This is a genomic window from Nocardioides sp. NBC_00850 (assembly GCF_045207335.1).
In the GTDB taxonomy this organism is placed as follows: domain Bacteria; phylum Actinomycetota; class Actinomycetes; order Propionibacteriales; family Nocardioidaceae; genus Nocardioides.
In genome coordinates this window covers 4,244,117-4,269,547 of the sequence record NZ_CP108845.1, presented here as the reverse complement: position 1 = coordinate 4,269,547, position 25,431 = coordinate 4,244,117, and the positions used below count along the sequence as shown (strand labels likewise).

Genomic DNA, 25,431 nt, shown 5'->3' with positions numbered 1-25,431 from the left:
CATGTCTCTGCAACCGCTTGCTGTCAACGTGCAGATGCGTCAGAATTGAAATCGGCAGGTCATCGGCGTGAAAATTTGCGCCAATCCGCGCGCGGATGAGGCATCATTGGGCCTCGATCTGCAGCCGCTCTCACTGGTCCACCCCTAGCAGCCCCGGCTGTCGATGATCCTTCGGAGGAATAGATGCGTGCTCGACTCGCCGATGTCGCCAAACTGGCGAAGGTGCATCCAGCGACAGCCTCTCGCGCACTCAACGAGCGCACCCGCGGCCTCGTCAGTCAGGAGACGCTGGAGAGGGTGACCGCAGCGGCTCAAGAGCTGAACTACCTTCCAGACACCGCCGCCCGGAGCCTGGCGAGCGCCAAGAGCTCGACCATCGGCGTGGTCGTCGGCGACTTGGCGGTTCCGCTGTTCGCGCCGATGATCCGCGGAATCGACGACGTCGCCTGGGCCGCCGGATACAGCACCCTCGTCGTTGACACCGACAACGACCGCAAACGCGAGCTGACACATCTGCGGAACCTTCACGCCCAACGTGTCGACGGTCTCATCGTGACGACGTCGATCGTGGGGGATCCCGAAGGGCCAGAACGGTTCGCGAACGTCGCACCGACGGTGAGCCTGCTCCGTGTTGCAGAGGGCTCACTCGGGCCCGAGGTCGTCAGCAACGATGACCAGGGAATGCGGCAGATCATCAATCATCTGGTCGAACACGGACACTCCCGCATCGCTCTCGTCGCCGGACCGCCGCAGGTCAGCACGTCGCTGGCCCGTCTCCGCGGCTACCGCAACGCGCTGTGCGACCGCGGACTCGAGCCTGACCAGTCCCTTATCGCGACGATCGATCACATCGACCCCGACCGTGGCCGGGAAGCTGCTCGCCGACTCGTCCAGGACACGGACTGCACAGCCATCGTGGGCTTCAACGATCTGGTCACCTTCGGTGTCCTCAAGGAACTCCGGGCGCTAGGCGTCCGATGCCCTGACGACATCAGCGTCGTGGGCTACAGCGACGTGCCAACCGCTGACCTGGTCGTCCCCCCGCTGACTACGGTTTCAGTCGACCACTACGCGATGGGAGCCGAAGCCGCCCGACTGCTACTCGACATCATCACCGGCGTCTCCAACGGCGCCTCGAAGGCCATCCAGCTACCTGTCAGGCTGGTAGAGCGCGAGTCTGTCGGTCCGGCAAGGCCCAGAACGCCACTTCGCTGAAGTGTCCGCAGGCCCTGGCGGGCAGTCAACAGTGACGACCGGCGTGCGGCATCGGACGAGTGCGTCGGGTGTTGGGTCCCCAGCACCCGGTAGATCAGGCGGCAGGCCTTGCGGGCGAGCGCGAGACGGGCCTGGATCGGCACCATCCAGCGCGCATGCAGTTCAGCGAACGACGGCAGTACAGCGACAGATCGCCATTCGTGCTGAGTCTCGATTCAGCGGGGCTGCCCTTGATCTCGACGCTGTCCGTCCCAAGGAGGACGACGTCATGACATGGTCGACAGTCGCCACTTCGGCTCAGGCGTCACTACAGGCTGGGTACGAGGCGACGGCTTGGGCATTGCGGTCGAGTAGGAGGTTGACACATCTCCGCGCCTGCTCCTCCAGTTTAAAATTAGAGTTGCCCAACGCGCGGTCACCGCGCGTGCCAACTGCGCGAGGGGACTTGAAGTCCGCCGCTCTGGCGCGGATCCTTGAGCCGTCCAATGTCGACGGTGCTGGCCATGAAGCGTGCAGCGAGGGGCATCGCTGAGCGCATCACCTCGAATTCTGCGGAGCTTGCCAGGGCATCTCCGACAAGATCCGTCGAGTCCGCGCTCCGACAGCATGAACAGGTGTGGATCGCGACGTGTTGTCCAGGCGCGCGGCGGCCACGTTGACTGGTAGAGGGCGTCTGAACTCGATCTGGTCGGCTACGCTGCTGGGACAATTTGAGAGGGGTCGTGGCCGCTGGTGCCCCCATAGTGCCCCCATAGGGTGCGATAAGTTCTCGTGAAATGCGAGAAACCCCAGGTCTCCCTGGGGTTTCTCTCTGTGCGCGAGGGGGGACTTGAACCCCCACCCACTAATACGTGGACTAGCACCTCAAGCTAGCGCGTCTGCCTATTCCGCCACCCGCGCGCAACAGGAAGAACATTATCAGGAGGGGGCCGGGGTGCCGAATCGGGGGCCTGTGGCGGGATGGGCCAATGATGACAGTGGGGCGCGGGGGTGAATCGGGTAGACCCGTGTGGAGGCGTGGGGCACGCTGGACGCAGCGAGGGAGACAAGCCCTCGATCTCGTGGAGGTGGTTCGATGCTCTCTCTGATCGTGATGATCGGGTTCCTCGCCATCGTCGTGGCGCTCGGGGCCGGTGTCGTACTTGCGGTGCGCCAGGGACGCGGTGACGGTGCGACGGATCTCGACGGTGACGGGGTGCCCTATGACGGCGTCGGTGCGATCGGACGTACGAAGGTCGAGGAGGAACGAGCCCAGGCAGGGAGCCTGGACTCGCTGGGAGATGCGGGTGGACCGAGTCCGAGCACGGCTGAGGTGGAGGCGGCTCGTCGGCTCGATGAGGAGTCGCGCCGGCGGCGCTGAGCCTGCGCTCGACCTACCTGTCAGGATCAGGCCGGGAGGAGGGCGCGGGCGGGGTGGTTGCTGGTGACCATCCAGACGCGCTTGTCGTGCACGAAACGGCGCAGGCGGCCGGGGTTGTCGACGGTCCAGACGAGGACCTTGATGTTGCGGCGGTGGGCCCAGCGCAGCAGCCAGACGTCGGCGAGGCGGTGCTCGACGACGACCAGGTTGGAGCGGCAGCGGCGGATGCGGCCCTCGGGGAAGAACTCCGAGAGCTTGAGGCGGACGAGCTTGAGCGGGTGGTGGCGGAAGTCGACGCCACCGAGGGAGAGGCCGACGAGCGTCTCAGGGGCGCGGAGGTCGGCCCAGTCGCGCAGGACGCGTACGGACTCGTCGACCATCGTGGTCACGATGAAGCTCTCGTTCATCACCTCGAGGGCGATCTCGGCGGCGTCGACCTCGTGCGGGAGGCCGAGGTGGTTCGACGGCGAGGCGAACTTGAGGTCGATGTGGGCGTGCTTGCCGTGGGAAGCGAGCAGCTCGAGCGCCTCCCGGTAGCGCACCAGGCGGAACGGTGCGAGCCTCGAGAGCGCTGCGTACGTCCGGTCCTCGATCTTCACCCTGCGGCCGATGCGGTCGCGGATGTGGCCGTCGTGGTGGAGGACGAACTCGCCGTCGCGGGTGCGGTGCACGTCGAACTCGACGTAGTCGACCTCCATCCGCACGGCCTCCAGAAGCGACTCCCAGGAGTTGTCACGGTGCCCCGACTGACGCGCCGCGGCACGGTGAGCGGAGAGGAGGGCACGCTTCTGCATACGCCAATGGAAACCCACGCATCCAACCGCACTGAAATCCTCAGGTTGCGCATAGGTGGACGTCAGGGGGCGGTTTGTCGCATGCGGTCGATACGGTGGCGGTATGACCAGCGCCGAGACCGAGGTCGTCGACCTCTGCCGTGACCTGATCCGCATCGACACCAGCAACTACGGAAACGACCCGGGCCCGGGGGAGCGGAAGGCGGCCGAGTACGTCGCGGCGCAGCTCGACGAGGTCGGCATCTCCTCCGAGATCTACGAGTCGGAGCACGGGCGGGCCTCGGTCGTCGCGCAGTGGGGCGGGTCCTCCGGTGACGGGCTGCTCCTCCACGGTCACCTCGACGTCGTCCCCGCCGCGGCGCACGACTGGCAGGTCGACCCGTTCTCCGGGGAGATCCAGGACGGGTACGTCTGGGGGCGAGGCGCTGTCGACATGAAGGACTTCGACGCGATGCTGCTCGCGGTCGTCCGGGAGCGCCAGCGCACCGGGCGGATCCCCGAGCGCCCGATCACGCTCGCCTTCACCGCCGACGAGGAGGCCGGCGGGATGAAGGGCGCCCATGTGCTCGTCGAGGACCATCCCGACCTGCTCGCCCACTGCACCGAGGCGGTCGGTGAGGTCGGTGGCTTCTCGACCACGGTGAAGGGACGCCGTCTCTACCTCATCGAGGCCGCCGAGAAGGGCATGGCCTGGATGAAGCTGACCGCCCGCGGAACCGCAGGGCACGGCTCGATGATCAACCGCGACAACCCGATCACCAGGCTCTCCGGCGCGATCGCCCGCATCGGCGCCCACGAGTGGCCGGTGCAGCTGACCCCGACGATGCAGACGCTGCTCGCGGCGGTCGGTGAGATCGCGGGGGAGGAGCCGACCCCGGAGAACGCCGAGCGTCTCGTAGAGGAGTTCGGCCCGGCCGCCAGGATGATCGGAGCCACCCTGCGCAACGTGACAAACCCGACGATGACCAGCGCCGGCTACAAGGTCAACGTGATCCCCACCGAGGCCACCGCCCACGTCGACGGCCGCTTCCTGCCCGGCTTCGAGGACGACTTCTTCGAGACGCTGCGCAAGCTGTGCGGCGAGGGGATCGACATCGAGTTCGACCAGAACCAGATGCCCTGGGAGACCCCCTACGACGGCGCTCTCGTCGCCGCCATGGAGCGCTCGCTGATCGCCGAGGACCCCGACGCTCTGGTCGCCCCCTACCTCATGTCCGCCGGCACCGACGCCAAGCACTTCAAGCGGCTCGGGATGAGGACGTACGGCTTCGCGCCGCTGAGACTGCCCGAGGAGCTTGACTTCACCGCGCTCTTCCACGGCGTGGACGAGCGGGTGCCCGTCGACGCGCTCCAGTTCGGCGCGCGGGTCATGGACCGCTTCCTCGACCAGGTCTGAGGAGCCGATCGCGCCGAGTCGGCTCGTTACGACGAGCCGACTCGGCGTCGGTTCAGGGGACTAGGGCGGTGAGGGTGTTCTCGCTCAGGGTGGCGACCTCGGCGTGGCCGGTGCGGTGGGCCCAGGCGGCGACCGAGATGGCGTCGCGGATCTGGAGGCGGTGCCAGGCCTCGGGCTCGCGGGGGTCGGAGCCGTAGCCCTCGAGGAAGGCCTTCTCGAAGGTGTCGTTGCGGGGGAAGTCCTGCGCGGAGAGCCGGGAGAGGTCGTAGAGGGCGGGGCGGAAGCCGAACCGGCCGGAGTCGATCACGCGCAGGGTGCCCGCGTCGAGGACCCAGCTGGTTGGCTGCCAGTCGCCGTGGGTGGGGACGAGGACCGTCGTCGGCGTCGGCCACGAGGTGATCTCGGTGCGAAGACGCTCGGTGAGATCGGCCCCGAGTCCCGCGCCGTCCAGCGAGGCGAGGGCGCGCTCGTCGAGCTCCGGCTCGTAGTCCTCGTCCTCGACGCTGGCCTGGCCGTGGAACGTCGCCAGCAGCTCGCCCGCCTGACGGTAGATCTCGGGGTCGTGGATGGCGGCCGAGGTGCTCGCGGGCTCGCCGTCGAGGTGGGTCATCACGATGATGCGGGCGTCCAGGTCGGCCTCGACGAGGCTCGGCGCGCGGCCGGCGTCGGTCCAGGGGGCCAGCCAGCTGCGGTGGGCCGCGAGCTCGCGGTCGATGTGGCGTACGCCTTCTGTCGTGGTCTTCACCAGGAACCGGTCGTCACCGGCTGAGAGCACGAGGGCGGTGGTGCCGGCGCGGTGCAGTGCGCTGCGGTCGGAGACCACCTCGGCTCCGGGGAGCCACTGGTCGAGGAGGTCGCGCTGGGCGGGGGTCAGGGTGTCGAGTGCCGAGATCACGGGCGGATCCTGCCAGCGCTGGGCAGCCATGACGGCCGTGTCGCGGCGACATGTCCATGTTGTTGGCGCCTTGTGGGCGCCGGTTATCCAGATCGGCCCAGATGAGCCCGGATAGGTCAGATCGGGAGGATGACCTCGGCGTTGAACGTCTCGACGACGGGCTCACCGGCGAGGTTGGGTCCGATGCTGGTCAGGTTCGCGTTGCCGATCGGACCGATCCGCATCCAGGTCGCAGGCGGGGCGTTGAGCACCTCGCGTACGAACCAGGCGACCACGAACGCATGGGTGACCAGCACGACCTCCTCGTCGTGGTGCTCGAACCAGAGCTCGTGCCAGGCGGCGGTGAGCTCGGCGCCGTCGAGGTCGCGCTCGGCCTCCGGGACGTCGTGGAACCACTCCCAACGGTGGGTCGGGTAGTCGCCGCTACGCGCGGGTGACGGCACCGGGGTGCGGTCGGCGAGGAGGTCGGAGACGGCAGCGCCGGCGCCGAGGTTCTCGGTGAGGACGGTGGCCGTCTCGGACGTACGCCTGCTCGGGCCGTGCAGGACCTGGCGGACGGGACGGAACGCGAGTCGGTTGGCGAGCGCCTGGACCTGGCGTCGGCCGAAATCGGAGAGGCCGGGGTCGACAGTGTCCCCGCCGGCGGCTTCGCCGTGGCGTACGAGATGGATCACTCGCAGGACCCTATTATCTGGACGCGCGAGGAGCGCGGAGACGCGCTCAGACCGTCAGCCGCTGCCGGATGATCTTGCGCCGAAGCGTCACCCGGCGGGTGCCGTCGGCGGTGATCCGGACGCGGTCGAGCTCCCAGCCGCCGTGCTCGGCGCGCTCGACGAGGAGCTTGGTGACGATGTTGCGGGAGAACTCACGCGAGAAGATCACCTTGTCGTACTCCCACATCACTCCCGGGCGGGGCGGACGGCGTTCGGCTCGAGCCAAGGCAGCACTCCTTCTGATGGACTACTCAGGAGAACCAGTGTGCCTGAAGAGATGTTCCCTCGGGGTGGTGTTTTCAGTCCCGGGAATCAGACGGCGGAGACGTCGTCGAGAGCGAGCGCGATCTCGGGCGGGAGAGTGAGGTCGGCGACCTGCAGCGCCTCCTTGAGCTGAGCCGCGGTGCGCGCCCCGAGGATCGGCGCGGTGACGCCGGGCCGGTCGCGTACCCAGGCCAGCGAGACCTGCAGTGGCGTCCACTCCAAGCCCTCAGCGGCCTTGGCGACGGCGGTGACGATCCCGCGGGAGCGCTCGTCGTCGAAGGCGTCGACACGCGCCGAGAAGTTCGGGTCGGCGCCGCGGGAGTGGGACGGGATGCCGGTGCGGTACTTCCCGGTGAGCACGCCACCCGCCAGCGGGGACCAGGCCAGCAGGCCCATCCCCAGCGCCTCGGTGGCCGGCAGCACCTCGTACTCGATGTCGCGGGCCAGCAGCGAGTACTCCACCTGCGTCGAGGCCAGGGTCGCCCGCCCTGGGACGGCCCGCTGCCAGGTCGCGGCCTGGGCGGTCTGCCACCCGCTGTAGTTGGAGACACCGACGTAGGCGGCCCGGCCGCTGCTCAGCGCCATGTCGAGCGCCGTGAGCGTCTCCTCGAGCGGCACCTCAGGGGACCAGACGTGCACCTGCCACAGGTCGACGTGGTCGACGCCGAGCCGCTTCAGTGAGGCGTCGAGGCCGGTCAGCAGGCCACCGCGAGAGGTGTCCACGCCCCGCGTGCCGCCGCGCCAGGTGATGCCGCCCTTGGTCGCCAGGACGACGTCGTCACGAGCCACGACACGCTCCTCGAGGAGCGAGCCGAGCAGCGCCTCCGAGGCACCGTCGCCATAGCCCGCGGCGGTGTCGACCAGCGTGCCGCCGGCCTCGGTGAAACCGGCCAGCTGCTCACGGGCCTCGTGCTCGTCGGTCACGCTGCCCCAGGTCATGGTGCCCAGGGCGAGAGACGAGACTCGCAGCCCAGTGGCTCCGAGGAGTCGGCTCTGCATGAGACCAATCTATCCGTGCCCTGCTTGGGGCCCTGGCCGGACACGCTGGCAGTGACGGCGGACACACCGACGGGGAGGCAGCGGTCGGGTGCGGCGTACATGCCCCTTAGAGTTTCCGCCCGTGGATTATCTGCAGGCGATCGCACTGGGCATTCTTCAGGCACTCACCGAGTTCCTGCCCATCTCATCCAGCGCGCACCTGCGCATCTTTCCCGAGCTGCTCGGCTGGGGAGACCCCGGAGCGGCCTTCACCGCCGTGATCCAGATCGGCACCGAGCTGGCCGTGGTCTTCTACATGTGGCGCAACATCCGCGACATCATCGTGACCTGGTTCCGGAGCCTCTTCAACGCCGAGCTGCGCAGCCACACCGATGCCCGGATGGGCTGGTTCATCATCGTCGGGTCGATCCCGATCGTGGTGATCGGATTCGTGATGAAGGACATCATCGAGCACGACCTGCGCAGCCTGTACGTCGTCGGCACCATGCTCGTGGTGATGGGCATCGTCCTCGGCGTTGCCGACCGGCTCGGCGCGAACCGCAAGCAGTTCGACGACCTGTCCTGGCGCGACGCGATCCTGATGGGCTGCGCCCAGGCCTGTGCGCTGATCCCCGGGGTCTCGCGCTCGGGGGCGACGATCTCGATGGGTCGCGCCCTCGGCTACGAGCGGGCCACCGTGACCCGCTACGCCTTCCTGCTGGCGCTGCCGGCGGTCTTCGGGGCCGGTCTGTTCGAGATGGGCGAGATCGCCCACGGCGCCAACCTCTACGGCTGGGGCCCGACGATCGTCGCCACGATCGTCTCGTTCGTCCTCGGCTACGCCGTGATCGCGTGGCTGCTGAAGTACCTCTCCCACAACACCTACACCCCGTTCGTGATCTACCGGGTCGTCCTCGGTCTCGTGGTTCTGGGGCTCCTCGGCGCGGGTGTGCTCACCGAGTGGTGATCGTGACAAACTCAGGCATGTGTCTGAGTCTGGCAAGAAGCCTGCCGTAACACCCGCTGCCATCGAGGAGGCCGCCGCGCGCACGATCGCCACGCGCACGGCGGTCGAACGCTCGGTCAGACTCTCGGAGAGGTACGCCGCCGAGGTCCTGCTCAAGCGGGAGGACCTGCAGCTGGGGCGCTCCTACAAGGTCCGGGGCGCCTACAACCTGATGAGCTCGCTGACGCCCGAGGAGCTCGAGCGCGGCGTCGTGTGCGCCAGCGCCGGCAACCATGCCCAGGGTGTCGCGATCTCCTGTGCCCGCCTCGGGGTGCCCGGCCACATCGTGGTGCCGACCAACACGCCCAAGCAGAAGCGGGACCGGATCACCGCCCTCGGCGGCTCGCACGTGACGCTCACCCTGCACGGGTCGACCTACGACGAGGCCTCGGCCTATGCCTACGAGCTCGGACGCGGGCTCGGCGCCACCTACGTCTCCGCCTTCGACGACCCGCGCACGATCGCCGGGCAGGGCACGGTCGGCTACGAGCTGACCTCCCAGATCAGTGAGCCGCTGGACGTGCTGCTGCTGCCGGTCGGTGGCGGTGGGCTCGCCTCGGGCGTGGCGACCTGGGTGCGCGAGGTCTGGCCGCAGACCCGGATCATCGGGGTCGAGCCCGCGGGCGCCGCCTCGATGGCGGCTGCGATCGAGGCCGGTGAGCCGGTCCGGCTGGACACGCTCGACACGTTCGTGGACGGCGCCGCGGTCGCGACCGCGGGGAAGGTGACGTACCCGATCGTCAAGGAGTACGTCGACGAGCTCGTCTCCGTGCCGGTCGGCGCCATCTGTGTGGAGATGCTCGAGCTCTACCAGACCGAGGGGATCATCGCCGAGCCCGCCGGCGCGCTCGCGGTCGCGGCCCTGAGCCAGATCGACCTGCGCGGCGCCTCACGTGTCGGCGCCGTCCTCTCCGGCGGCAACAACGACGTCTCCCGCTACTCCGACGTGCTCGAGCGTGCCCTGATCCACCAGGGCCTGCGCCACTACTTCCTGGTCTCCTTCCCGCAGGCCCCCGGGGCGCTGCGCGGCTTCCTCGACGACGTGCTGGCCGACGGCGAGGACATCGTCGTCTTCGAGTACGTCAAGAAGTCCAACCGCGAGCACGGCCCCGCGCTGATCGGCATCGACCTCGAGTCCGCCGACGGCCTCGACGGGCTGCTCGAGCGGATGGGTGCCAGCGACCTGCTCATCGAGCGGATCGAGCCCGACTCACCGCTGTTCACGTTCCTGCACTGATGCTCACTGCCAAGGTCGTGAGGCCTTTCGCCGTGGTCGGCGTCGTCGGGGTGCTGGTCGGAGTCTCGGGGTGCTCCGGCGAGGCCGTCGACGCCGGCGGTGATCCCGGCCGGATCACACACCGCGCCGTCGCGGCGGTCGCGCTCGAGCACCTGCCGACCGACACCTCCAGCCGGGCCGCCTCCTACACCGACGAGTCGACGCCGTCCGAGCAGGTCTCGGGCGACCTTCGCTACGGCGCCGACGGCGAGTACGACGGCGACCTGGTCAGCGTCGCCGTCTCGGCTCAGCCGCCCGAGGAGGGCGCCTGCCGGCGTGAGCTCGGGCAGCACTGCGTCGACCTGCCGACCGAGGTGAAGAACGCCGAGATGCAGCTGCGCTGGACCGAGGAGGAGCCCGAGGAGGACCCCGGCGGCGTCGGGGTCGTACTGATGCGCGAGGGCGGCGAGACCGCCTCGATCGGCTACTCCGGACCCACCATCACCGGCGACCCCCGCAGGCTCGACATGCCGATCAGCGTCGAGAAGCTGGTCGCCGTCGTCGAGGACCCGCGGCTCCGCTACCAGGCGACCGCATCGACCCTCACCCTCGGTGAGGAACTCGACGACTGGGAGGGCGGCGAGCCCGACCCTGCGGCGTACGAGCGGGTTCGCAACACCGACCACGGCATCGCCCAGGCCTACGTCGGCGGTCGAGGTGGCTACGGCTACTACAAGGGCGTCATCCGGTCCCCGCTCCGCAAGCAGTTCGGCCCCGATGCCATCGGCGGCCGGTTGCTGCAGCGGTCCTCGCCTGACTTCACCGGTATGCCGGATGCCGACATCGACGTTCTCGCCGCACCGTCGCCGCCCGCCTGGATGACCCGCGAGCCGTGCTCGGCACCGACCCTGCGCAAGCACTGCGTCACCACGAAGGGCGAACGGGGCCCGCTGGTCTTCGCCTGGCAGCCGGCCAAGGGCGACGACGTGGGTTGGGCGTGGATGATCTCGGTACGCGAGAAGGAGGTCGTCGCGGTCCGCTACCAGGGCCCGCGGATGCCGGCCGGCTACGACGACGCGGCGATGCTGACCGAGTGGAACCAGGGCGAGCAGCTCGACTCGCAGGGCGGCGAGGCCGAGTCGGAGTTCGCCGACGACCTCTCGCTGTGGTGCGACCGGGAGCACCTCGACGCCCGCCCGGTCAAGCAGCTCGACTAGTCAGCCGGGTCTGCAGGCGTAAGATCTCGGGCGCCAACTTCGCCAAACGTGAAACACTGGCGGCAATGAGTACCACCCCGCACCACGTAGCGTGGCTCGAGGCGAAAGCCCAGAAGTACGTCGAAGACGCAAAGGTCTTCACGAGCGCGAGAAGTAGTGACCTTCAGGTCGGCGGACTCACGGGGGAGCAGTGGGCCACCGTGTATCGAGCCGTGGCCCACGAGCTCCGAGAGTGCGCACGCGAGGCCGCAGAGCAACGGCCGCGCCGTCCGTGGCGCAGAGGGTAGCGACGCGGTCAGAACCAGCCCGACTTCCGGAAGAAGATCCACATCCCGGTGATCACGCCACCCATCAGCAGCAGCGCGAACGGGTAGCCGAACCTCCAGTCGAGCTCGGGCATGTGGGTGAAGTTCATCCCGTAGATCCCGGCGATGAGGGTCGGCACCACGATCATCGCCGCGCCCGCCGAGATCTTGCGCATGTCGTCGTTCTGCTGCAGCGAGAGCTGTGCCAGATGGGCCTCGAAGGCTGAGGACAGCAACGTCTCGAGGTTCTCGATCGACTCCACGATGGAGGCGAGGTGGTCGAGGACGTCGCGGAAGTAGGGGCGCAGGTCGGGGTCGATCCCGCCCTCTCCGTTGGCGAAGCGGCGCACCGGCTCGCGCAGAGGCATCACCGCGCGGCGTACCTCCGCGATCTCCCGGCGGAGCCGGTAGATCCGGGCCGAGTCGTGGGTGCGCTCGTCGGAGAAGACCGAGGTCTCGACCTCGTCGACGTCCTTGGTGAGCTCGGTGGCGACGTCCACGTAGCCGTCCACGATGTAGTCGACGACCGCGTGGACTGCGGAGTAGGGCCCCTCGGTGAGGAGCTGCTCGTCGCTGTTCTCCAGCAGCTCACGGGCCGGCGCGAGCCGGGTCCCGCGACCGTGGCGGACCGTGATCACGTAGTCGGGGCCGATGAAGAAGGCGACCTCGCCCGTCTCGACGGCGTCCTCGGAGTCGACGTACCAGAGCGTCTTGACGACCAGGAACATCCCGCCCTCGTAGCGCTCCAGCTTGGGCCGCTGGTGGGCAATCAGGGCGTCCTCGACGGCGAGCGGATGCAGCCCGAAGGCCTCGGCGACCTCCTCGAGCTCGTACTGGCTGGGCTGGTAGAGCCCGAGCCAGACGAAGTCGCCCTCGTCTTTCACGCCGCTGCGCAGCGTGGCGTAGTCATGGGGTGCGCAGTCGATCCTGTCGCGCGCACCGCCGCGGTAGAGAGCGCTGTCGACGATCACGTTGTCAGGTTAGGGCATGCTGCCCGGCATTGTGGGCCGGCTTCACCGGTGTGGATAGGGTCGCGAGTCGTGGCGACGATGATCCTGGTGAGACACGGCCGTACGACGGCGAACGCATCCGGCACCCTGGCCGGCCGGCTTCCCGGGGTGAGGCTGGACGAGCGCGGCGTGGAGCAGGCGGGCAGAGCCGCCGAGCGGATCGCGCCGGTCCCGCTGGCGCTCGCGGTGACCAGTCCGATGGAACGCTGCCAGCAGACGCTGTCGGTGATCCTCGAGGGTCGCGCCGAGCAGCCCACCGTCGTCGTCGAGGACGGCGTCTCCGAGTGCGACTACGGCGAGTGGCAGGGGGAGAAGATCACCACGCTGGCGCGTCGCAAGCTGTGGAAGACGGTGCAGACCCAGCCCTCCGCGGTCACCTTCCCCGGTGGCGAGTCGATGGCCGCCATGCAGGCCCGAGGAGTCGAGGCCGTACGCCGCCACGACGCCGCCGTCACGGCCGCGCACGGCGACGCGGCGGTCTGGCTGTGCGTGAGCCACGGCGATCTGATCAAGTCGATCCTGGCCGATGCGCTCGGGATGCACCTGGACCTCTTCCAGCGGCTGCACGTAGACCCCGCCTCGATCTCGGTCGTCCGCTACGGCGAGGGCCGTCCCTCGGTCCTGGCCACGAACACGCACGCCGGCGATCTGTCCTGGCTCGCCCCGAAGCCGGCCGCGAAGAAGGGACGCAAGTCGTCGCGGCGGCGCAACGACGACGCCGTCGTGGGCGGTGGCTCGGGTCCTGAGCCTGGTCTGGATAAGGTTTGACCATGCCTGTGATGCACGCCTTCGACCCGCCCGAGCGATTCGTCGTCGGCACCGTCGGCGAGCCCGGGGCGCGTACGTTCTTCCTCCAGGCGCGTGAGGGAGCGCGAGTCGTCTCCGTGGCCCTGGAGAAGCAGCAGGTCACGGTGCTCGCCGAACGGCTCGACGAGCTCCTCGACGAGGTGATGAAGTCGGCGCCCGCCGTGGTGCCGGCGATCGCTCCCTACGACCTCGACGACAACGGCCCGCTGGAGCAGCCGATCGAGGAGGAGTTCCGGGCCGGCACGATGACGCTGGCCTGGGACCCCGACGAGGACAAGGTCGTCCTCGAGGTCTTCCCGATCAGCGAGACCGAGATCATCGCCGAGGTCGACGAGTCGGGCCAGCTGGTCGACGAGGACGCGGTGGCGGCGATCGAGCTGGAGGAGCCGGAGCCCGACGAGGTGCTCCTGGTCCGGATCGCCCCGCGCAACGCCCGTGCCTTCGTCAAGCGGGCCGAGGCGGTGCTGGGCGCCGGACGCCCCAACTGCCCGTTCTGCGGCAGCCCGATCGACCCCGAGGGACACCTGTGCGTCCGGGCGAACGGGTTCAAGCGGCGCGACCCGGTCTGAGCCGATGAGCGAGCGAATCGTCGCCCCGGAAAGTGACGGGGCCATGGAGCTCGTCGGGCGGCTGACGACGGCCTCGAACGCGACTTTCCTGGCCACCATCGGCGAGACCGAGGTGGTCTACAAGCCGATCGCGGGGGAGCGGCCGCTGTGGGACTTCCCCGACGGGCAGCTCGCGCACCGCGAGGTCGCCGCCCACCTCGTCTCGGAGACGCTGGGATGGTCTGTGGTCCCCGAGACATGGCTCGGCGACGGGCCGCACGGCCCGGGCATGATCCAGCGCTGGGTCCACGCCGACGAGAGCTTCGAGCCGGTCACCATCGTGCCGGAGGGGGCGGTGCCGGACGGCTACCTCCGGGTCTTCGACGGCTTCGATGACCAGGACCGGGTGGTCACCCTGGCCCACGAGGACACGCCCGGTCTGCGACGGATGGCGGTCTTCGACGCGATCACCAACAACGCCGACCGCAAGGGCGGCCACGTCCTGCCGGTCTCCGGTGGGCGGCGTTACGGCTGCGACCACGGGCTGACCTTCCACGAGGAGCCGAAGCTGCGCACCATCCTGTGGGGATGGCGGGGGCAGGGCTTCTCCGACGAGGAGCTCTCCGGCATCCGGGCGGTCCACGCGGGGCTCGCCGGTGCGTTGGGGCGGGAGCTGGCTGCGTACCTGACGGGTCGGGAGGTCGACGCGCTCGGCCGGCGCTGCGAGACCCTGCTCGCCGAGGGGGTCTTCCCGCGGCCGGAGTACGACCGCCATGTCATCCCGTGGCCGCCCTTCTGAGACACGTGGTCCCCGCCAAGTAGGCTGCACCCATGCGCGCATGGTCTGCACCCGAAGTCCCAGAACTGTCCGTCAACGGGCCCGAGGTGCAGCTCTATGACCATCAGCGGGACGCGGTCGTCCCGACGGAGGGTCAGGGGCGGCGTTCGCTGTACGTCTGTGGCATCACGCCCTACGACGCGACCCACATGGGCCACGCCAACACCTATGTCGCCTTCGACCTGCTCCACCGGGCCTGGCTCAACGCCGGCCACGAGGTCGGCTACACCCAGAACGTCACCGACGTCGACGACCCGCTGCTCGAGCGGGCCGACAAGGTCGGGATCGAGTGGGAGGCGCTCGCCGAGCGCGAGACCGAGCTCTTCCGGCAGGACATGGAGGCGCTGCGGGTCGTGCCGCCGCAGCACTACATCGGCGCGGTCGAGTCGATCCCGCTGGTGGTCTCGCTGATCGGCGAGCTCGAGGAGGCCGGCGCGATCTACAAGGTCGACGAGGACGTCTACGCCTCGGTGGCCGTCGACGACGCGTTCGGCGAGGAGTCTCGCCTGGGCCGTTCGGAGATGCTGGAGCTCTTCGGTGAGCGGGGCGGCGACCCCGAGCGGGCCGGCAAGAAGGACCCGCTCGACCCGCTGCTGTGGCGCGCCGAGCGCCCCGGCGAGCCGTCCTGGCCCTCGCCCTACGGTCCCGGCCGCCCCGGCTGGCACATCGAGTGCACCGCGATCGCCCTGGAGCACCTCGGTGCCGGGTTCACCGTCCAGGCCGGCGGCTCCGACCTGGTCTTCCCGCACCACGAGATGTCCGGCTCGCACGCGCGGTCGGCAGGCAAGGACTTCGCCGAGATCTACACCCACGGCGGGATGGTGGCCTACGACGGCCACAAGATGTCCAAGTCGCGCGGCAACCTGGTCTTCGTCTCCGCTCTGCGCAACTCCGAGATCGACCCGATGGCGATCCGGCTGGTGCTGCTGGGCCACCACTACCGTGACGACTGGGAGTGGACCGACGCCAAGCTCTTCGACGCCGTCGACAAGATCGCCGAATGGCGCAAGGCCGTCGCTCTCGGCCGCGGCGCTCCTGCCGCCCCAGTCGTCGAGACGGTCCTCGGTGCCCTGGCTGACGACCTCGACGCCCCGCGTGCGGTCGAGGCCGTCGACGCCTGGGTCGCCGCCACGCTCGGTGAGGGCGGTCTCGCCGAGACCTCCGACGCTCTCGCCGGCGAGACGATCGCCAAGATCGTCGACGCCGCGCTGGGCATCAAGCTCTGACCGTCGGCCCCAGGGGCCACATGCGTCACACCGCTCGGGCTTTTCCTGCGCTTCTCGGGTGTTGCATTGCCTGAGAAGCGCAGCGATACCCGGTTAACCGGGTATCCCTGCGCCCGGACTTACGACTCGTCAGTACGCCGCTTGAGGTAGCGCTCGAACTCCCGGGCGATCGCGTCGCCACTGGCCTCGGGGAGGTCGGCGGTGTCGCGGGCCTCCTCGAGGGAGCGTACGTAGTCGGAGACGTCCTCGTCCTCCTCGGCGAGGTCGTTGACGCCGCGCTCCCAGGCTCGGGCGTCCTCGGGGAGGTCGCCGAGGGGGATGGAGCACTGCAGGAGGTCCTCGAGCTTGTTGATGATCGCGAGGGTGGCCTTGGGGCAGGGCGGGGCGGCGACGTAGTGGGGGACGGCGGCCCAGTAGGAGACCGCGGGGATGTCGGACTGGATGCAGGCCTCCTGGAGCACGCCGACGATGCCGGTCGGCCCCTCGTAGGACGGCGAGTCGAGCTTGAGCCGGTCGACGAGGTCGGGCTCGGTGGCGGTGCCGGAGACCGGGATCGGCCGGGTGTGCGGGGCGTCGGCGAGGAGCGCGCCGAGGGTCACCACGAGCTGGCCGCCGAGCTCGTCGACGCATTCCAGGATCTCGCTGACGAACTGCTTCCAGCGCATGTTGGGCTCGATGCCGCGCACCAGGATGATGTCGCGGTCCAGGTCGGGCGGGGAGCAGACGGCGACCTGGGTGGTGGGCCAGGTGATGGAACGGAAGCCGTTCTCGTCGGCGCTGGTGACCGGACGGTTGACCTGGTAGTCGTAGAAGTCCTCGGGATCGATCTCGGCCACCACCCGCGCGTGCCAGACGTCCATCAGATGGTCAACCGTGCCGGAGGCGGCATCGGCCGCGTCGTTCCAGCCCTCGAACGCGGCGATCACCACAGGATCGACCAGGTCGCGGGTCTCTTCGATCTCGATCACACCTCCACCCTAGTCACCGGGACCAGGGAGTCGGCGTCGTTCACCCTGCGTACACCTTCTCAATTCCCACCTGGTGGACTGCCGGTGTCAGGATTCGGAATGAAATGGCATGGCCCGCGCACCTACGCCGTAGCGTGTTTCAGGCAAAGCCGTGCACACCACCGTGCCCGCCCGGGAGAGGAAACAAGAGTGAGTCTGCGCCCTGATGTCACCGAGACCCTGACCGCCACCCTGAAGGAGCGGATCATGGTGCTCGACGGTGCGATGGGCACTGCGATCCAACGTGACCGTCCCGACGAGGCCGGCTATCGCGGCGAGCGGTTCAAGGACTGGCCCAGCGACCTCATCGGCAACAACGACCTGCTCAACCTGACCCAGCCGCAGATCATCGAGGGCATCCACCGCGAATACCTCGAAGCCGGCGCCGACATCATCGAGACCAACACCTTCAACGCCAACGCGGTCTCGCTGAGCGACTACGACCTGGCCGACCTCGCCTACGAGATCAACTTCGAGGCGGCGCGCCTGGCTCGTGCGGCCGCGGACATCTACTCGACCCCCGAGAAGCCGCGCTACGTCGCCGGCGCGCTCGGCCCGACGACGCGTACGGCCTCCATCAGCCCGGACGTGAACGACCCCGGCGCCCGCAACGTCACCTACGAGCAGCTCCGCGACGCCTACGCCGACGCGACCCGCGCGCTCCTCGAGGGCGGCTCGGACCTGATCTTCATCGAGACGATCTTCGACACCCTCAACGCCAAGGCGGCGATCTTCGCTGTCCAGCAGGTCTTCGAGGAGTACGGCCGCCGCTGGCCGGTCGTGATCTCAGGGACGATCACCGACGCCAGCGGCCGCACCCTGTCGGGGCAGGTCACCGAGGCGTTCTGGGATTCCGTACGCCACGCCGACCCGCTCCTGGTCGGCCTCAACTGTGCGCTCGGCGCCCAGGAGATGCGCCCCTACATCGCCGAGCTCGCCCGCGTCGCGGACGCCTTCGTCTCCTGCTACCCCAACGCGGGGCTCCCGAACGCCTTCGGCGAGTACGACGAAGGCCCGAGTGACACCGCGGGCCACGTCCACGAGTTCGCCACCGCCGGGTTCGTGAACCTGGTCGGCGGCTGCTGCGGCACCACGCCGGCCCACATCGCCGAGATCGCCAAGCAGGTCGAGGGGGTCGCGCCCCGCGACGTCCCCGAGGTCGAGCCCGCGCTGCGGCTCTCCGGCCTGGAGCCGTTCACCGTGACCGAGGAGAGCCTCTTCGTCAACGTGGGGGAGCGGACCAACATCACCGGGTCGGCGAAGTTCCGCAACCTGATCAAGGCCGGCGACTTCGACACCGCGCTCTCCGTGGCCGCGCAGCAGGTCGAGAACGGCGCGCAGGTCATCGACGTCAACATGGACGAGGGCATGATCGACGGGGTCGCGGCGATGACCCGGTTCCTGACCCTGGTCGCCTCCGAGCCCGACATCTCCCGGGTCCCGATCATGATCGACTCCTCCAAGTGGGAGGTCATCGAGGCCGGCTTGAAGCTCGTCCAGGGCAAGCCGATCGTCAACTCGATCTCGCTCAAGGAGGGCGTGGAGTCCTTCGTCGAGCACGCCGAGCTGTGCAAGCGCTACGGCGCCGCCGCGGTCGTGATGGCCTTCGACGAGGACGGCCAGGCCGACTCCTACGAGCGCCGGATCGCGGTGTGCGAGCGGGCCTACCGGATCCTCGTCGACGAGGTCGGCTTCGAGCCCGACGACATCATCTTCGACCCCAACGTGTTCGCGGTCGCGACCGGGATCGAGGAGCACGCGGCGTACGGCGTGGACTTCATCGAGGCCGTTCGCTGGATCAAGCAGAACCTCCCCGGGGCGAAGGTCTCCGGTGGCATCTCCAACGTGAGCTTCTCCTTCCGTGGCAACAACCCGGTGCGCGAGGCGATCCACGCGGTCTTCCTCTACCACGCGATCGAGGCGGGCCTGGACATGGGCATCGTCAACGCCGGCGCCCTGGTGCCCTACTCCGAGGTCGACCCCGAGCTGCGGGAGCGGATCGAGGACGTCGTGCTCAACCGGCGCGCCGACGCCGCCGAGCGGCTGCTGGAGATCGCCTCGAAGTACAACAAGGACTCACCCGAGGCGGAGGCCAAGGCCGAGGCCTGGCGCGAGCTGCCGGTCGGCGAGCGGATCACCCATGCGCTGGTCAAGGGCCTGGATGCGTACGTCGAGGCCGACACCGAGGAGCTCCGCGCCGAGATCTCGGCTCGTGGTGGCCGTCCGATCGAGGTCATCGAGGGTCCGCTGATGGACGGCATGAACGTCGTCGGCGACCTGTTCGGTGCCGGCAAGATGTTCCTGCCGCAGGTGGTCAAGAGCGCCCGGGTGATGAAGAAGGCGGTCGCCTACCTGATCCCGTTCATCGAGGCCGAGAAGAAGCCGGGCGACGCCGAGACCAAGAACGGCACCATCGTGATGGCCACCGTCAAGGGCGACGTCCACGACATCGGCAAGAACATCGTCGGCGTGGTGCTGCAGTGCAACAACTACGAGGTGATCGACCTCGGCGTGATGGTGCCTGCGCAGAAGATCCTCGACGCCGCCAAGGAGCACGACGCCGACATCATCGGCCTCTCCGGCCTGATCACGCCGTCGCTGGACGAGATGGTCGGCTTCGCGACCGAGATGCAGCGCGTCGGGCTCGACCTGCCGCTGCTCATCGGCGGAGCCACCACCTCGCGGGCCCACACCGCGGTCAAGATCGACAAGGCCTACGACGGCCCCGTCGTCTGGGTCAAGGACGCCTCCCGCTCGGTGCCGACCGCGGCGGCCCTCCTCGACGCCGGCCGGCGCGAGAAGCTGATGGCCGAGGTCAAGGTCGACTACGACTCGCTGCGCGAGCGCCACGCCGAACGGCGCGAGCGGGTCTCCCTGACGTACGTCCAGGCGAAGGCCAACAAGCCCGAGATCGACTTCTCGTTGCTGCCGGCCGAGCCGGCGCAGCCCGGCGTGCACACGTTGCTCGAGTACCCGATCGCCGAGCTGCGGGACTACATCGACTGGCAGCCGTTCTTCAACGCCTGGGAGATGAAGGGGCGCTTCCCCGACATTCTCAACAACCCGGCCACCGGCGAGACCGCGCGCAAGCTCTACGACGACGCGCAGGAGATGCTCGACAAGATCATCGAGGAGAAGTGGCTCGAGGCACGCGGCGTCTACGGCCTCTTCCCGGCCAACTCGACCGGTGAGGACGTGGTCGTCTATGCCGACGACTCGCGCACCGAGGAGCGGGCCACGCTGTTCCAGCTGCGTCAGCAGGGCCAGCACCGCGACGGCATCTCCAACAAGTCGATGGCCGACTTCGTCGCGCCGGTCGGCGAGGGAGCAGACCACGTCGGTGCCTTCGCGGTGACCGCCGGGATCGGCCTGCCCGACCGGGTCAAGGCGTTCAAGGACGACCTCGACGACTACTCCGCGATCCTGCTGGAGGCGCTTGCCGACCGCCTCGCCGAGGCCTTCGCGGAGCGGCTCCACGAGCGCGTACGCACCGAGTTCTGGGGCTACGCCGCCGACGAGGGCAAGCTTCCCAATGAGGACCTGATCGCCGAGAAGTACTCCGGCATCCGCCCCGCTCCCGGCTACCCGGCCTGTCCCGACCACACCGAGAAGCAGACCATCTGGTCGCTGCTCGACGTCGAGGCGAACACCGGCATCGAGCTCACCGAGTCGATGGCGATGTGGCCGGGCGCGTCGGTCTCGGGCCTCTACTACGGCCACCCCGACTCGCAGTACTTCGTCGTCGGTCGTATCGGTCAGGACCAGGTCGCCGACTACGCCCGTCGCAAGGGCTGGACGATGACCGAGGCCGAGCGCTGGCTGTCGCCGAACCTGGGCTACGACCCGGAGGACTGATCCTCGGGGTTGTCCAGCCATGCCGGCGGGACCTGGCCGACGCTGACCACGTTCCAGAACGCCGTACGCCGCGTCAGGATCGTGACGAGGTGGTAGCCGTCCGGGTGGCGGATGAGCACGCCCGCCACCGGGTCGCGCTGCCGGTCCAGGGTCAGCGGGATGACGTGGGCCCAGGTCTCGGTGGCGGGATACCAGTAGGCGCCGACCGTCGAGGCGTCCCAGGTGGCGAGGGCGGCATTGGCCTCGGCGACCGCCGGCCGGAGCCGGGCCAGAAGCTCCTCGGGCTCCATGCCGGCGCGGTCGGCGTGGTCGTAGGCGATGTGCAGACCGCCGACGGCCGTGATCCGTGCACCGTTGTCGAAGGCAGGCGGCGCCCAGCTCTCCAGTGCGGTCCGGCAACGCTGGCAGTCGTCGTCGCGGCTCCAGTCGGCGAACTCGACGTCGTCGACGGCCAGGTCCTCGCCGCGGCTGGTGACCAGCACCAGCCGCAGCCCGTCCTGGTCGCGCATGGGCAGCGGGTTGTGCTCGAGCCCGTCGCGGAAGTGCAGCAGCGCGGACGCTTCGTTGACCCCGATCCGGTGGACGACCGCGCTGCGCAGCCCCTGCAGCCGCGCCTTCGGCGACTCCTGCCGGAGCAGCGCCGGATCGACCAGATCGGCGAGCCACTCGACCAGGTCGACGGTGAGCAGCCCCTCGGCCTCAGCAGGCAGCACGTGGGAGAGGTTCGGGAGCCATGCGGGACACCGTATCCGTCTCCAGGCCGCCCTCGCCGACGCGGATAGGCTCGGACGGTGCGACACGAGGAGGAGTGGGCCAGGGAGCGGTTCGCCGGCGCCCGGGTGGCACGGCTGGCGACGGTCTCGGCCGATGCGGCGCCTCGGATCGTGCCGATCGTGTTCGCCCTGGTGGACGACGTGATCATCACCGCGGTCGACCACAAGCCCAAGTCGACCACCCGGCTGCGGCGGCTCGAGGACATCGCGGCGAACCCGGCGGTGTCGCTCCTGGTCGACGCCTACGACGACGACTGGTCCCAGCTGTGGTGGGTGCGCGCCGACGGCGTCGCCCGGGTGCACGCGTCCTACGACCTCGACCCGCTGGTCGCGAAGTACGCCGACTACCGCGTGCAGCCGCCGACAGGCCCGGTGATCGTCATCGAGGTCACCCGATGGTCCGGCTGGTCGGCGACCTGAGGCCTCGGGATCAGCGCGAGCGTCGGAAGGGGCGCAGGATCTCCCCGCTGGGAGACGGACCGCGCGAGCGCATCGACGGAGGCACCGGCGGGGCGGTTCCGGCCCAGGGGCTGCGTACGTCCAGGACGGTGGCCCACTGTGAGGCGGTCGGGCGCAGCCCGGGAGGGCCGGCGGCCTGGTCCATCAGCCGGGTCAGCGGACCGACCAGGATGCCGGCCTCGCCGGCGAAGGTCAGGTCGGGCCGGAGTGCGGGGGCGGCGTTGCGGTCGCCGGTGAGCACGCGGGCGATCGTGAGGGCCAGCTTGAAGCGGTCGCTGTCGGCGGTCGGTGGCATGCCGAGGTTGGTGGGGTCCTCCCAGCCGCGGGTGTCGGCGGGTGGCAGCACGCCGTCCTCGCCGGCCGGCCGGATCCCGTCGCAGTCGAGCAGCATCACCCGGGGGATCGGCGACACCGACCAGGCGATGTTGCGCGGCGAGAGGTCGCCGAGGACGAGCCCCTGCCGGTGCAGCGCGTCCATCACCGCGGCCAGCGCCCGCATCAGCAGCACCCGCTCGTAGATCCCGGGACTGCGTACGTCACCCGTGTCCACGAGCAGACCCAGCTCCGCGAGCGCGGTGGCGGGACCGAACCCGGCCAGGAACGGCTCGTGGACCCGCTGCATCAGGAAGCCGGCGGTGCGCAGCCCGTCGAGCACGACCGTGTGCGGCCAGGCGGCGAAGTGGTCCACCTGCAGACCCTCGCTCTCGACGAGCCCGCGGATCCGCACCAGCTCCGCCAGGGCACGGCCGTCCACGAGGCCGAGCTCCCGCGTGCGGTAGAGCTTCGCGACCGTCCCGGGGTGGTCGGCCAGCTCGATGATGCGGCCCTGGGAGCCCTGGGCGAGATGGCGTCCCAGGGTCAGGTCGCTGAGCTGGATTTCGTTCACGGAACCTCCGGCCCCAGTCGTAGGTAGGCAGATCGTACGTGGCTGGGCGATCCCGTGCCGAGTCGACGGGTCAACTGGCGGCACGACTGATGACAGGATGGTCCCGGGACCGGCGAAGGAGGGCATGTGACAGGGCAGGACGGGCGAGCGCGGCTCGCGGCCTGGGCGGAGCAGAACATCGCCCGGCTCGCCGACGAGGCGTGCGCGCAGGTCGCCGAGCGGATCACGACCTACTACCGCGACCGGGAGAGCGGGCTGGTCTCCCTCGACGAGCTGCGGCATTCCTTCGCCCACAACCTCCGCTCGGTGGTCGCAGCGATCGGCGACCCGCACGCCCAGCTCGACCTGGAGGCCTCCGACCGCACCGGGCGGCGCCGGGCGAAGCAGGGAGTGCCGCTCCCGGAGGTGCTGCGGGCCTACCGGATCTGCTTCGCCGCGCTCTGGGACGCCCTGGTCGAGCACGTCCAGGGCACCCGTCAGCCGGCGCTGACCGATGCCCTGATCGACACCGCCGGCGTCATCTGGCGCTTCACCGACGAGCACGCCGTCGTCCTGACCGAGGCCTACCGGGCGACCACAGCCGAGCTCATGCTCGCCGAGCAGCGACGACGCTCGGCGGTCGTGGAGGCGGTGCTCACCGGGCGTCCCGGTCCCGAGTCGGGTCCTTGGGAGGCGGCGGCGCTGCTCGGCTTCCCTGCCGACGCGCTGCTGATCGTGGTCGCGGCCGAGACCAACGGGCTGGCCAAGGAGAGCCTGGTCAACGTCGAGCAGCGCCTCGCCGAGAAGGGCTTCGTCTCCGGATGGCGGCTGACCCCGGCGCAGCAGCTCGGCATCGTCTCGTTCTCCGAGGAGCGGGAGGAGGAGGTCCTGGAGACGCTGCGCGGCTTCGCCGACGCTCGGACCGGGGTGAGCCCGCCCTATGCCTCGCTCCCGGAGACCCCGCGCGCGCTGCGCCTGGCGCGAGCGGCGCTGGCCGGGCTGGAGCCCGGTAACGCCGGGCTGCGAGCCTTCGACCACAGCCCGCTGGCGGCGCTGGTCGTCTACGAGCCCGCCGAGGGTCGCCGGCTCGCGGAGAACGTCTTGGGGGAGGTGCTGCGGCAGCCGTCCGAGGACCGCGAGCTGCTGCTCGAGACCCTCGACATGTACCTGGAGCAGTCCGGCTCCGCCGAACGCGCCGCCACCCTGCTCTACTGCCACCCCAACACGGTGCGCAACCGGCTGCGCCGGATCCAGGAGCTGACCGGCCGGTCCCTGGCCGAGCCGATGGACGTCGCCGAGCTGGCGGCAGCCGCCTACGCGCTGCGGGTCGCCTCAGCGACCGAGCTGTGGGCGACCCACGCGCGGAAGCGGCCGGGCGTCAGCCCGCTGCGATCCCGGCCACCAGGTTGATCGTGCTCGCCAGCACCACCGCACCGAAGACGTACGAGAGCAAGGTGTGCCTCAGCACGACGGAGCGGATCCGGGAGCTGGTCACCGAGGTGTCGGAGACCTGGTAGGTCATCCCGAGGTTGTAGCTGAAGTAGAAGAAGTCGCGGTAGGCGGGCTTGTCGTCTGAGTTGAAGTCGATCCCGCCGGCGTCGCCGTCGTAGTAGAGGTGCGCGTAGCGCGCGGCGTACATCAGGTGCAGGCTCGCCCAGGCCAGGAAGACGCCGACGAGCGCGACCGCCGCGGCGAGACGTCCCTGGGAGGAGTGGCCGACGACCAGGAGCATCACGATCCCGAGCAGCCCGCACAGCGAGATGGCCACCACGACCAGCTCCTCGGTCGCGGGCCGGAAGTCCTCGCGGCGGGTGTTGGCGCGGGTCGTGTCGGCATCGAGCGGCCACAGCGCGATCCAGCCGGACGCGACGAACGCCGCATGGACGACGGCCACCCCGAGAAGAGTGCCGATCTGCGCGTCGAGGAGGAGTACGCCGGCCGCGGCAGTCAGCGCTCCGGCCAGCAGCGCTCCGGCCAGCCGCACCCCGGCGGCCGAGGGGAGAGGCGTGTGCGAACTCGTCCGACTCACGTCAGCAGGCTACCCGTCGTCGCCCGCCACAGCGGTCGGTGTGTGAGCCGACAGCGACTCTGGTCACGGGCTCCGAGGACGGCCAGCGCGGCGTACGGTGGTGTCCACCAGAACCGGCAGCGCGAACGAGAAGAGGACAGGTGCCCCTCAGCAGGATCGAGGAGTCGACCACCCGCAACGAGGGTGGGGTCGAGTTCGGCGGCGGACGGCTCGCGTACGCGCCCGGCGAGGCGACCGTGGCCGACGCCATGGTCCGCCGGCCGAAGCTGCTCCCGGCCACGGCGACCGGTGGTGACGCACGCGAGTTCTTCCACGACGACCACGTCCATGCCGCGCTGGTTACCGACGGCGACAGGCTCCTGACCGTCATCGAGCGCCAGGACCTCACCGAGGTGCGCGAAGCCGACCCGGCGACGGCGCTCGGAACCCTGTCGGGCCGGACGGTCGGTTCGGGGGCCGACCTGTGGTCGACCTGGACATGGATGACCGCACTCGGCGTCCGCCGGCTCGCCGTGGTCGAGGACGGCCGGTGCGTCGGACTCCTCTGCCTCAAGCGCAGCGGTCGCGGCTTCTGCTGCGACGCCGGCGTCCGGGCGCGGGCCCAGGAACGGAACAACCACCGCGGCTGCGTCCCTCAGTGATGACCGAGATGCGA

At 69.5% G+C, this 25,431-nt stretch carries 24 protein-coding genes and 1 tRNA gene; 14 read left to right on the top strand and 11 right to left on the bottom strand.

The window, feature by feature from the left end:
• The first annotated feature begins 183 nt into the window (after positions 1–183).
• A complete protein-coding gene (locus OH802_RS20755) occupies positions 184–1,215 on the top strand; it encodes a LacI family DNA-binding transcriptional regulator (RefSeq protein ID WP_406021617.1) in 1,032 nt (343 codons plus the stop codon).
• A gap of 814 nt (positions 1,216–2,029) precedes the next feature.
• Here OH802_RS20755 and OH802_RS20750 read toward each other — a convergent pair.
• Positions 2,030–2,115: transfer RNA gene (locus OH802_RS20750), tRNA-Leu, on the bottom strand.
• 175 nt (positions 2,116–2,290) lie between these two features.
• On the opposite strand from OH802_RS20750, the gene OH802_RS20745 reads away from it, so the two are divergent.
• Positions 2,291–2,575 (top strand): hypothetical protein, encoded by a 285-nt coding sequence (locus OH802_RS20745; RefSeq protein WP_406021615.1) that lies wholly within the window; start codon positions 2,291–2,293, stop codon positions 2,573–2,575.
• 26 nt (positions 2,576–2,601) lie between these two features.
• Here OH802_RS20745 and OH802_RS20740 read toward each other — a convergent pair whose 3' ends face one another.
• A complete protein-coding gene (locus tag OH802_RS20740) occupies positions 2,602–3,369 on the bottom strand; it encodes a glycerophosphodiester phosphodiesterase (protein WP_406021613.1) in 768 nt (255 codons plus the stop codon).
• Between the two features lie 103 nt (positions 3,370–3,472).
• On the opposite strand from OH802_RS20740, the gene OH802_RS20735 reads away from it, so the two are divergent.
• Complete coding sequence (locus OH802_RS20735) at positions 3,473–4,765, top strand: M20/M25/M40 family metallo-hydrolase (RefSeq protein WP_406021611.1); 1,293 nt, start codon at positions 3,473–3,475, stop codon at positions 4,763–4,765.
• Between the two features lie 52 nt (positions 4,766–4,817).
• Here OH802_RS20735 and OH802_RS20730 read toward each other — a convergent pair whose 3' ends face one another.
• The 4 genes from OH802_RS20730 to OH802_RS20715 form a co-directional block, all read right to left on the bottom strand.
• Positions 4,818–5,660: a phosphotransferase family protein gene (locus tag OH802_RS20730; protein WP_406021609.1), complete on the bottom strand. Its 843-nt coding sequence runs from the start codon at positions 5,658–5,660 to the stop codon at positions 4,818–4,820.
• 116 nt (positions 5,661–5,776) lie between these two features.
• Positions 5,777–6,334 (bottom strand): histidine phosphatase family protein, encoded by a 558-nt coding sequence (locus tag OH802_RS20725; RefSeq protein ID WP_406021607.1) that lies wholly within the window; start codon positions 6,332–6,334, stop codon positions 5,777–5,779.
• Between the two features lie 46 nt (positions 6,335–6,380).
• Positions 6,381–6,560, bottom strand: a complete 180-nt coding sequence (locus tag OH802_RS20720; RefSeq protein ID WP_160028907.1) for a DUF5703 family protein — start codon at positions 6,558–6,560, stop codon at positions 6,381–6,383.
• Positions 6,561–6,685: 125 nt separating this feature from the next.
• Entirely contained in the window at positions 6,686–7,636 is a 951-nt protein-coding gene (locus OH802_RS20715) for an aldo/keto reductase (RefSeq protein WP_355229341.1), read from the bottom strand.
• A 121-nt stretch (positions 7,637–7,757) separates the two neighbouring features.
• Here OH802_RS20715 and OH802_RS20710 point away from each other — a divergent pair, with 121 nt between their 5' ends.
• The 3 genes from OH802_RS20710 to OH802_RS20700 are packed head-to-tail and all read left to right on the top strand — an operon-like array spanning position 7,758 to position 11,054.
• Positions 7,758–8,582, top strand: coding sequence for an undecaprenyl-diphosphate phosphatase (locus tag OH802_RS20710; RefSeq protein ID WP_406021605.1), 825 nt, complete (start codon positions 7,758–7,760; stop codon positions 8,580–8,582).
• Positions 8,583–8,601: 19 nt separating this feature from the next.
• Positions 8,602–9,858, top strand: a complete 1,257-nt coding sequence (gene ilvA, locus OH802_RS20705; protein WP_406021603.1) for a threonine ammonia-lyase IlvA — start codon at positions 8,602–8,604, stop codon at positions 9,856–9,858.
• Positions 9,858–11,054, top strand: a complete 1,197-nt coding sequence (locus OH802_RS20700; RefSeq protein ID WP_406021601.1) for a hypothetical protein — start codon at positions 9,858–9,860, stop codon at positions 11,052–11,054. Before ilvA ends, OH802_RS20700 begins: the two co-directional genes overlap by 1 nt.
• A gap of 295 nt (positions 11,055–11,349) precedes the next feature.
• Here the strand turns inward: OH802_RS20700 and corA are convergent, their stop codons facing one another.
• Positions 11,350–12,330 (bottom strand): magnesium/cobalt transporter CorA, encoded by a 981-nt coding sequence (gene corA / locus OH802_RS20695; protein WP_406021599.1) that lies wholly within the window; start codon positions 12,328–12,330, stop codon positions 11,350–11,352.
• A 69-nt stretch (positions 12,331–12,399) separates the two neighbouring features.
• Here corA and OH802_RS20690 point away from each other — a divergent pair, with 69 nt between their 5' ends.
• The 4 genes from OH802_RS20690 to mshC are packed head-to-tail and all read left to right on the top strand — an operon-like array spanning position 12,400 to position 15,788.
• Positions 12,400–13,137, top strand: coding sequence for a histidine phosphatase family protein (locus OH802_RS20690; protein ID WP_160023890.1), 738 nt, complete (start codon positions 12,400–12,402; stop codon positions 13,135–13,137).
• Positions 13,138–13,139: 2 nt separating this feature from the next.
• Entirely contained in the window at positions 13,140–13,745 is a 606-nt protein-coding gene (locus OH802_RS20685) for a DUF3090 domain-containing protein (RefSeq protein WP_160023889.1), read from the top strand.
• Between the two features lie 4 nt (positions 13,746–13,749).
• Positions 13,750–14,523, top strand: coding sequence for an SCO1664 family protein (locus OH802_RS20680; RefSeq protein WP_406021596.1), 774 nt, complete (start codon positions 13,750–13,752; stop codon positions 14,521–14,523).
• Between the two features lie 32 nt (positions 14,524–14,555).
• Entirely contained in the window at positions 14,556–15,788 is a 1,233-nt protein-coding gene (gene mshC / locus OH802_RS20675; RefSeq protein ID WP_406021594.1) for a cysteine--1-D-myo-inosityl 2-amino-2-deoxy-alpha-D-glucopyranoside ligase, read from the top strand.
• Between the two features lie 119 nt (positions 15,789–15,907).
• Here the strand turns inward: mshC and OH802_RS20670 are convergent, their stop codons facing one another.
• Positions 15,908–16,756: a PAC2 family protein gene (locus OH802_RS20670; RefSeq protein ID WP_406021593.1), complete on the bottom strand. Its 849-nt coding sequence runs from the start codon at positions 16,754–16,756 to the stop codon at positions 15,908–15,910.
• Positions 16,757–17,002: 246 nt separating this feature from the next.
• Between OH802_RS20670 and metH the strand changes: the two genes are divergently transcribed.
• Positions 17,003–20,650: a methionine synthase gene (gene metH / locus OH802_RS20665; RefSeq protein WP_406029368.1), complete on the top strand. Its 3,648-nt coding sequence runs from the start codon at positions 17,003–17,005 to the stop codon at positions 20,648–20,650.
• Here the strand turns inward: metH and OH802_RS20660 are convergent.
• Positions 20,632–21,363, bottom strand: coding sequence for a hypothetical protein (locus OH802_RS20660; protein ID WP_406021591.1), 732 nt, complete (start codon positions 21,361–21,363; stop codon positions 20,632–20,634). The genes metH and OH802_RS20660 overlap by 19 nt on opposite strands.
• Before the next feature lie 78 nt (positions 21,364–21,441).
• On the opposite strand from OH802_RS20660, the gene OH802_RS20655 reads away from it, so the two are divergent.
• Entirely contained in the window at positions 21,442–21,843 is a 402-nt protein-coding gene (locus OH802_RS20655; RefSeq protein WP_406021589.1) for a TIGR03668 family PPOX class F420-dependent oxidoreductase, read from the top strand.
• Positions 21,844–21,853: 10 nt separating this feature from the next.
• Here OH802_RS20655 and OH802_RS20650 read toward each other — a convergent pair whose 3' ends face one another.
• The gene (locus OH802_RS20650; RefSeq protein ID WP_406021587.1) at positions 21,854–22,768 is read right to left on the bottom strand and encodes a hypothetical protein; all 915 of its coding nucleotides are present in this window, start codon (positions 22,766–22,768) and stop codon (positions 21,854–21,856) included.
• Between the two features lie 126 nt (positions 22,769–22,894).
• On the opposite strand from OH802_RS20650, the gene OH802_RS20645 reads away from it, so the two are divergent.
• A complete protein-coding gene (locus tag OH802_RS20645; RefSeq protein ID WP_406021585.1) occupies positions 22,895–24,157 on the top strand; it encodes a PucR family transcriptional regulator in 1,263 nt (420 codons plus the stop codon).
• Here the strand turns inward: OH802_RS20645 and OH802_RS20640 are convergent.
• Positions 24,126–24,776: a DUF1345 domain-containing protein gene (locus tag OH802_RS20640; protein WP_331913887.1), complete on the bottom strand. Its 651-nt coding sequence runs from the start codon at positions 24,774–24,776 to the stop codon at positions 24,126–24,128. The two genes, OH802_RS20645 and OH802_RS20640, sit on opposite strands and share 32 nt — an antisense overlap.
• Before the next feature lie 140 nt (positions 24,777–24,916).
• On the opposite strand from OH802_RS20640, the gene OH802_RS20635 reads away from it, so the two are divergent.
• Complete coding sequence (locus tag OH802_RS20635; protein ID WP_406021583.1) at positions 24,917–25,417, top strand: hypothetical protein; 501 nt, start codon at positions 24,917–24,919, stop codon at positions 25,415–25,417.
• Positions 25,418–25,431: the final 14 nt, after the last annotated feature.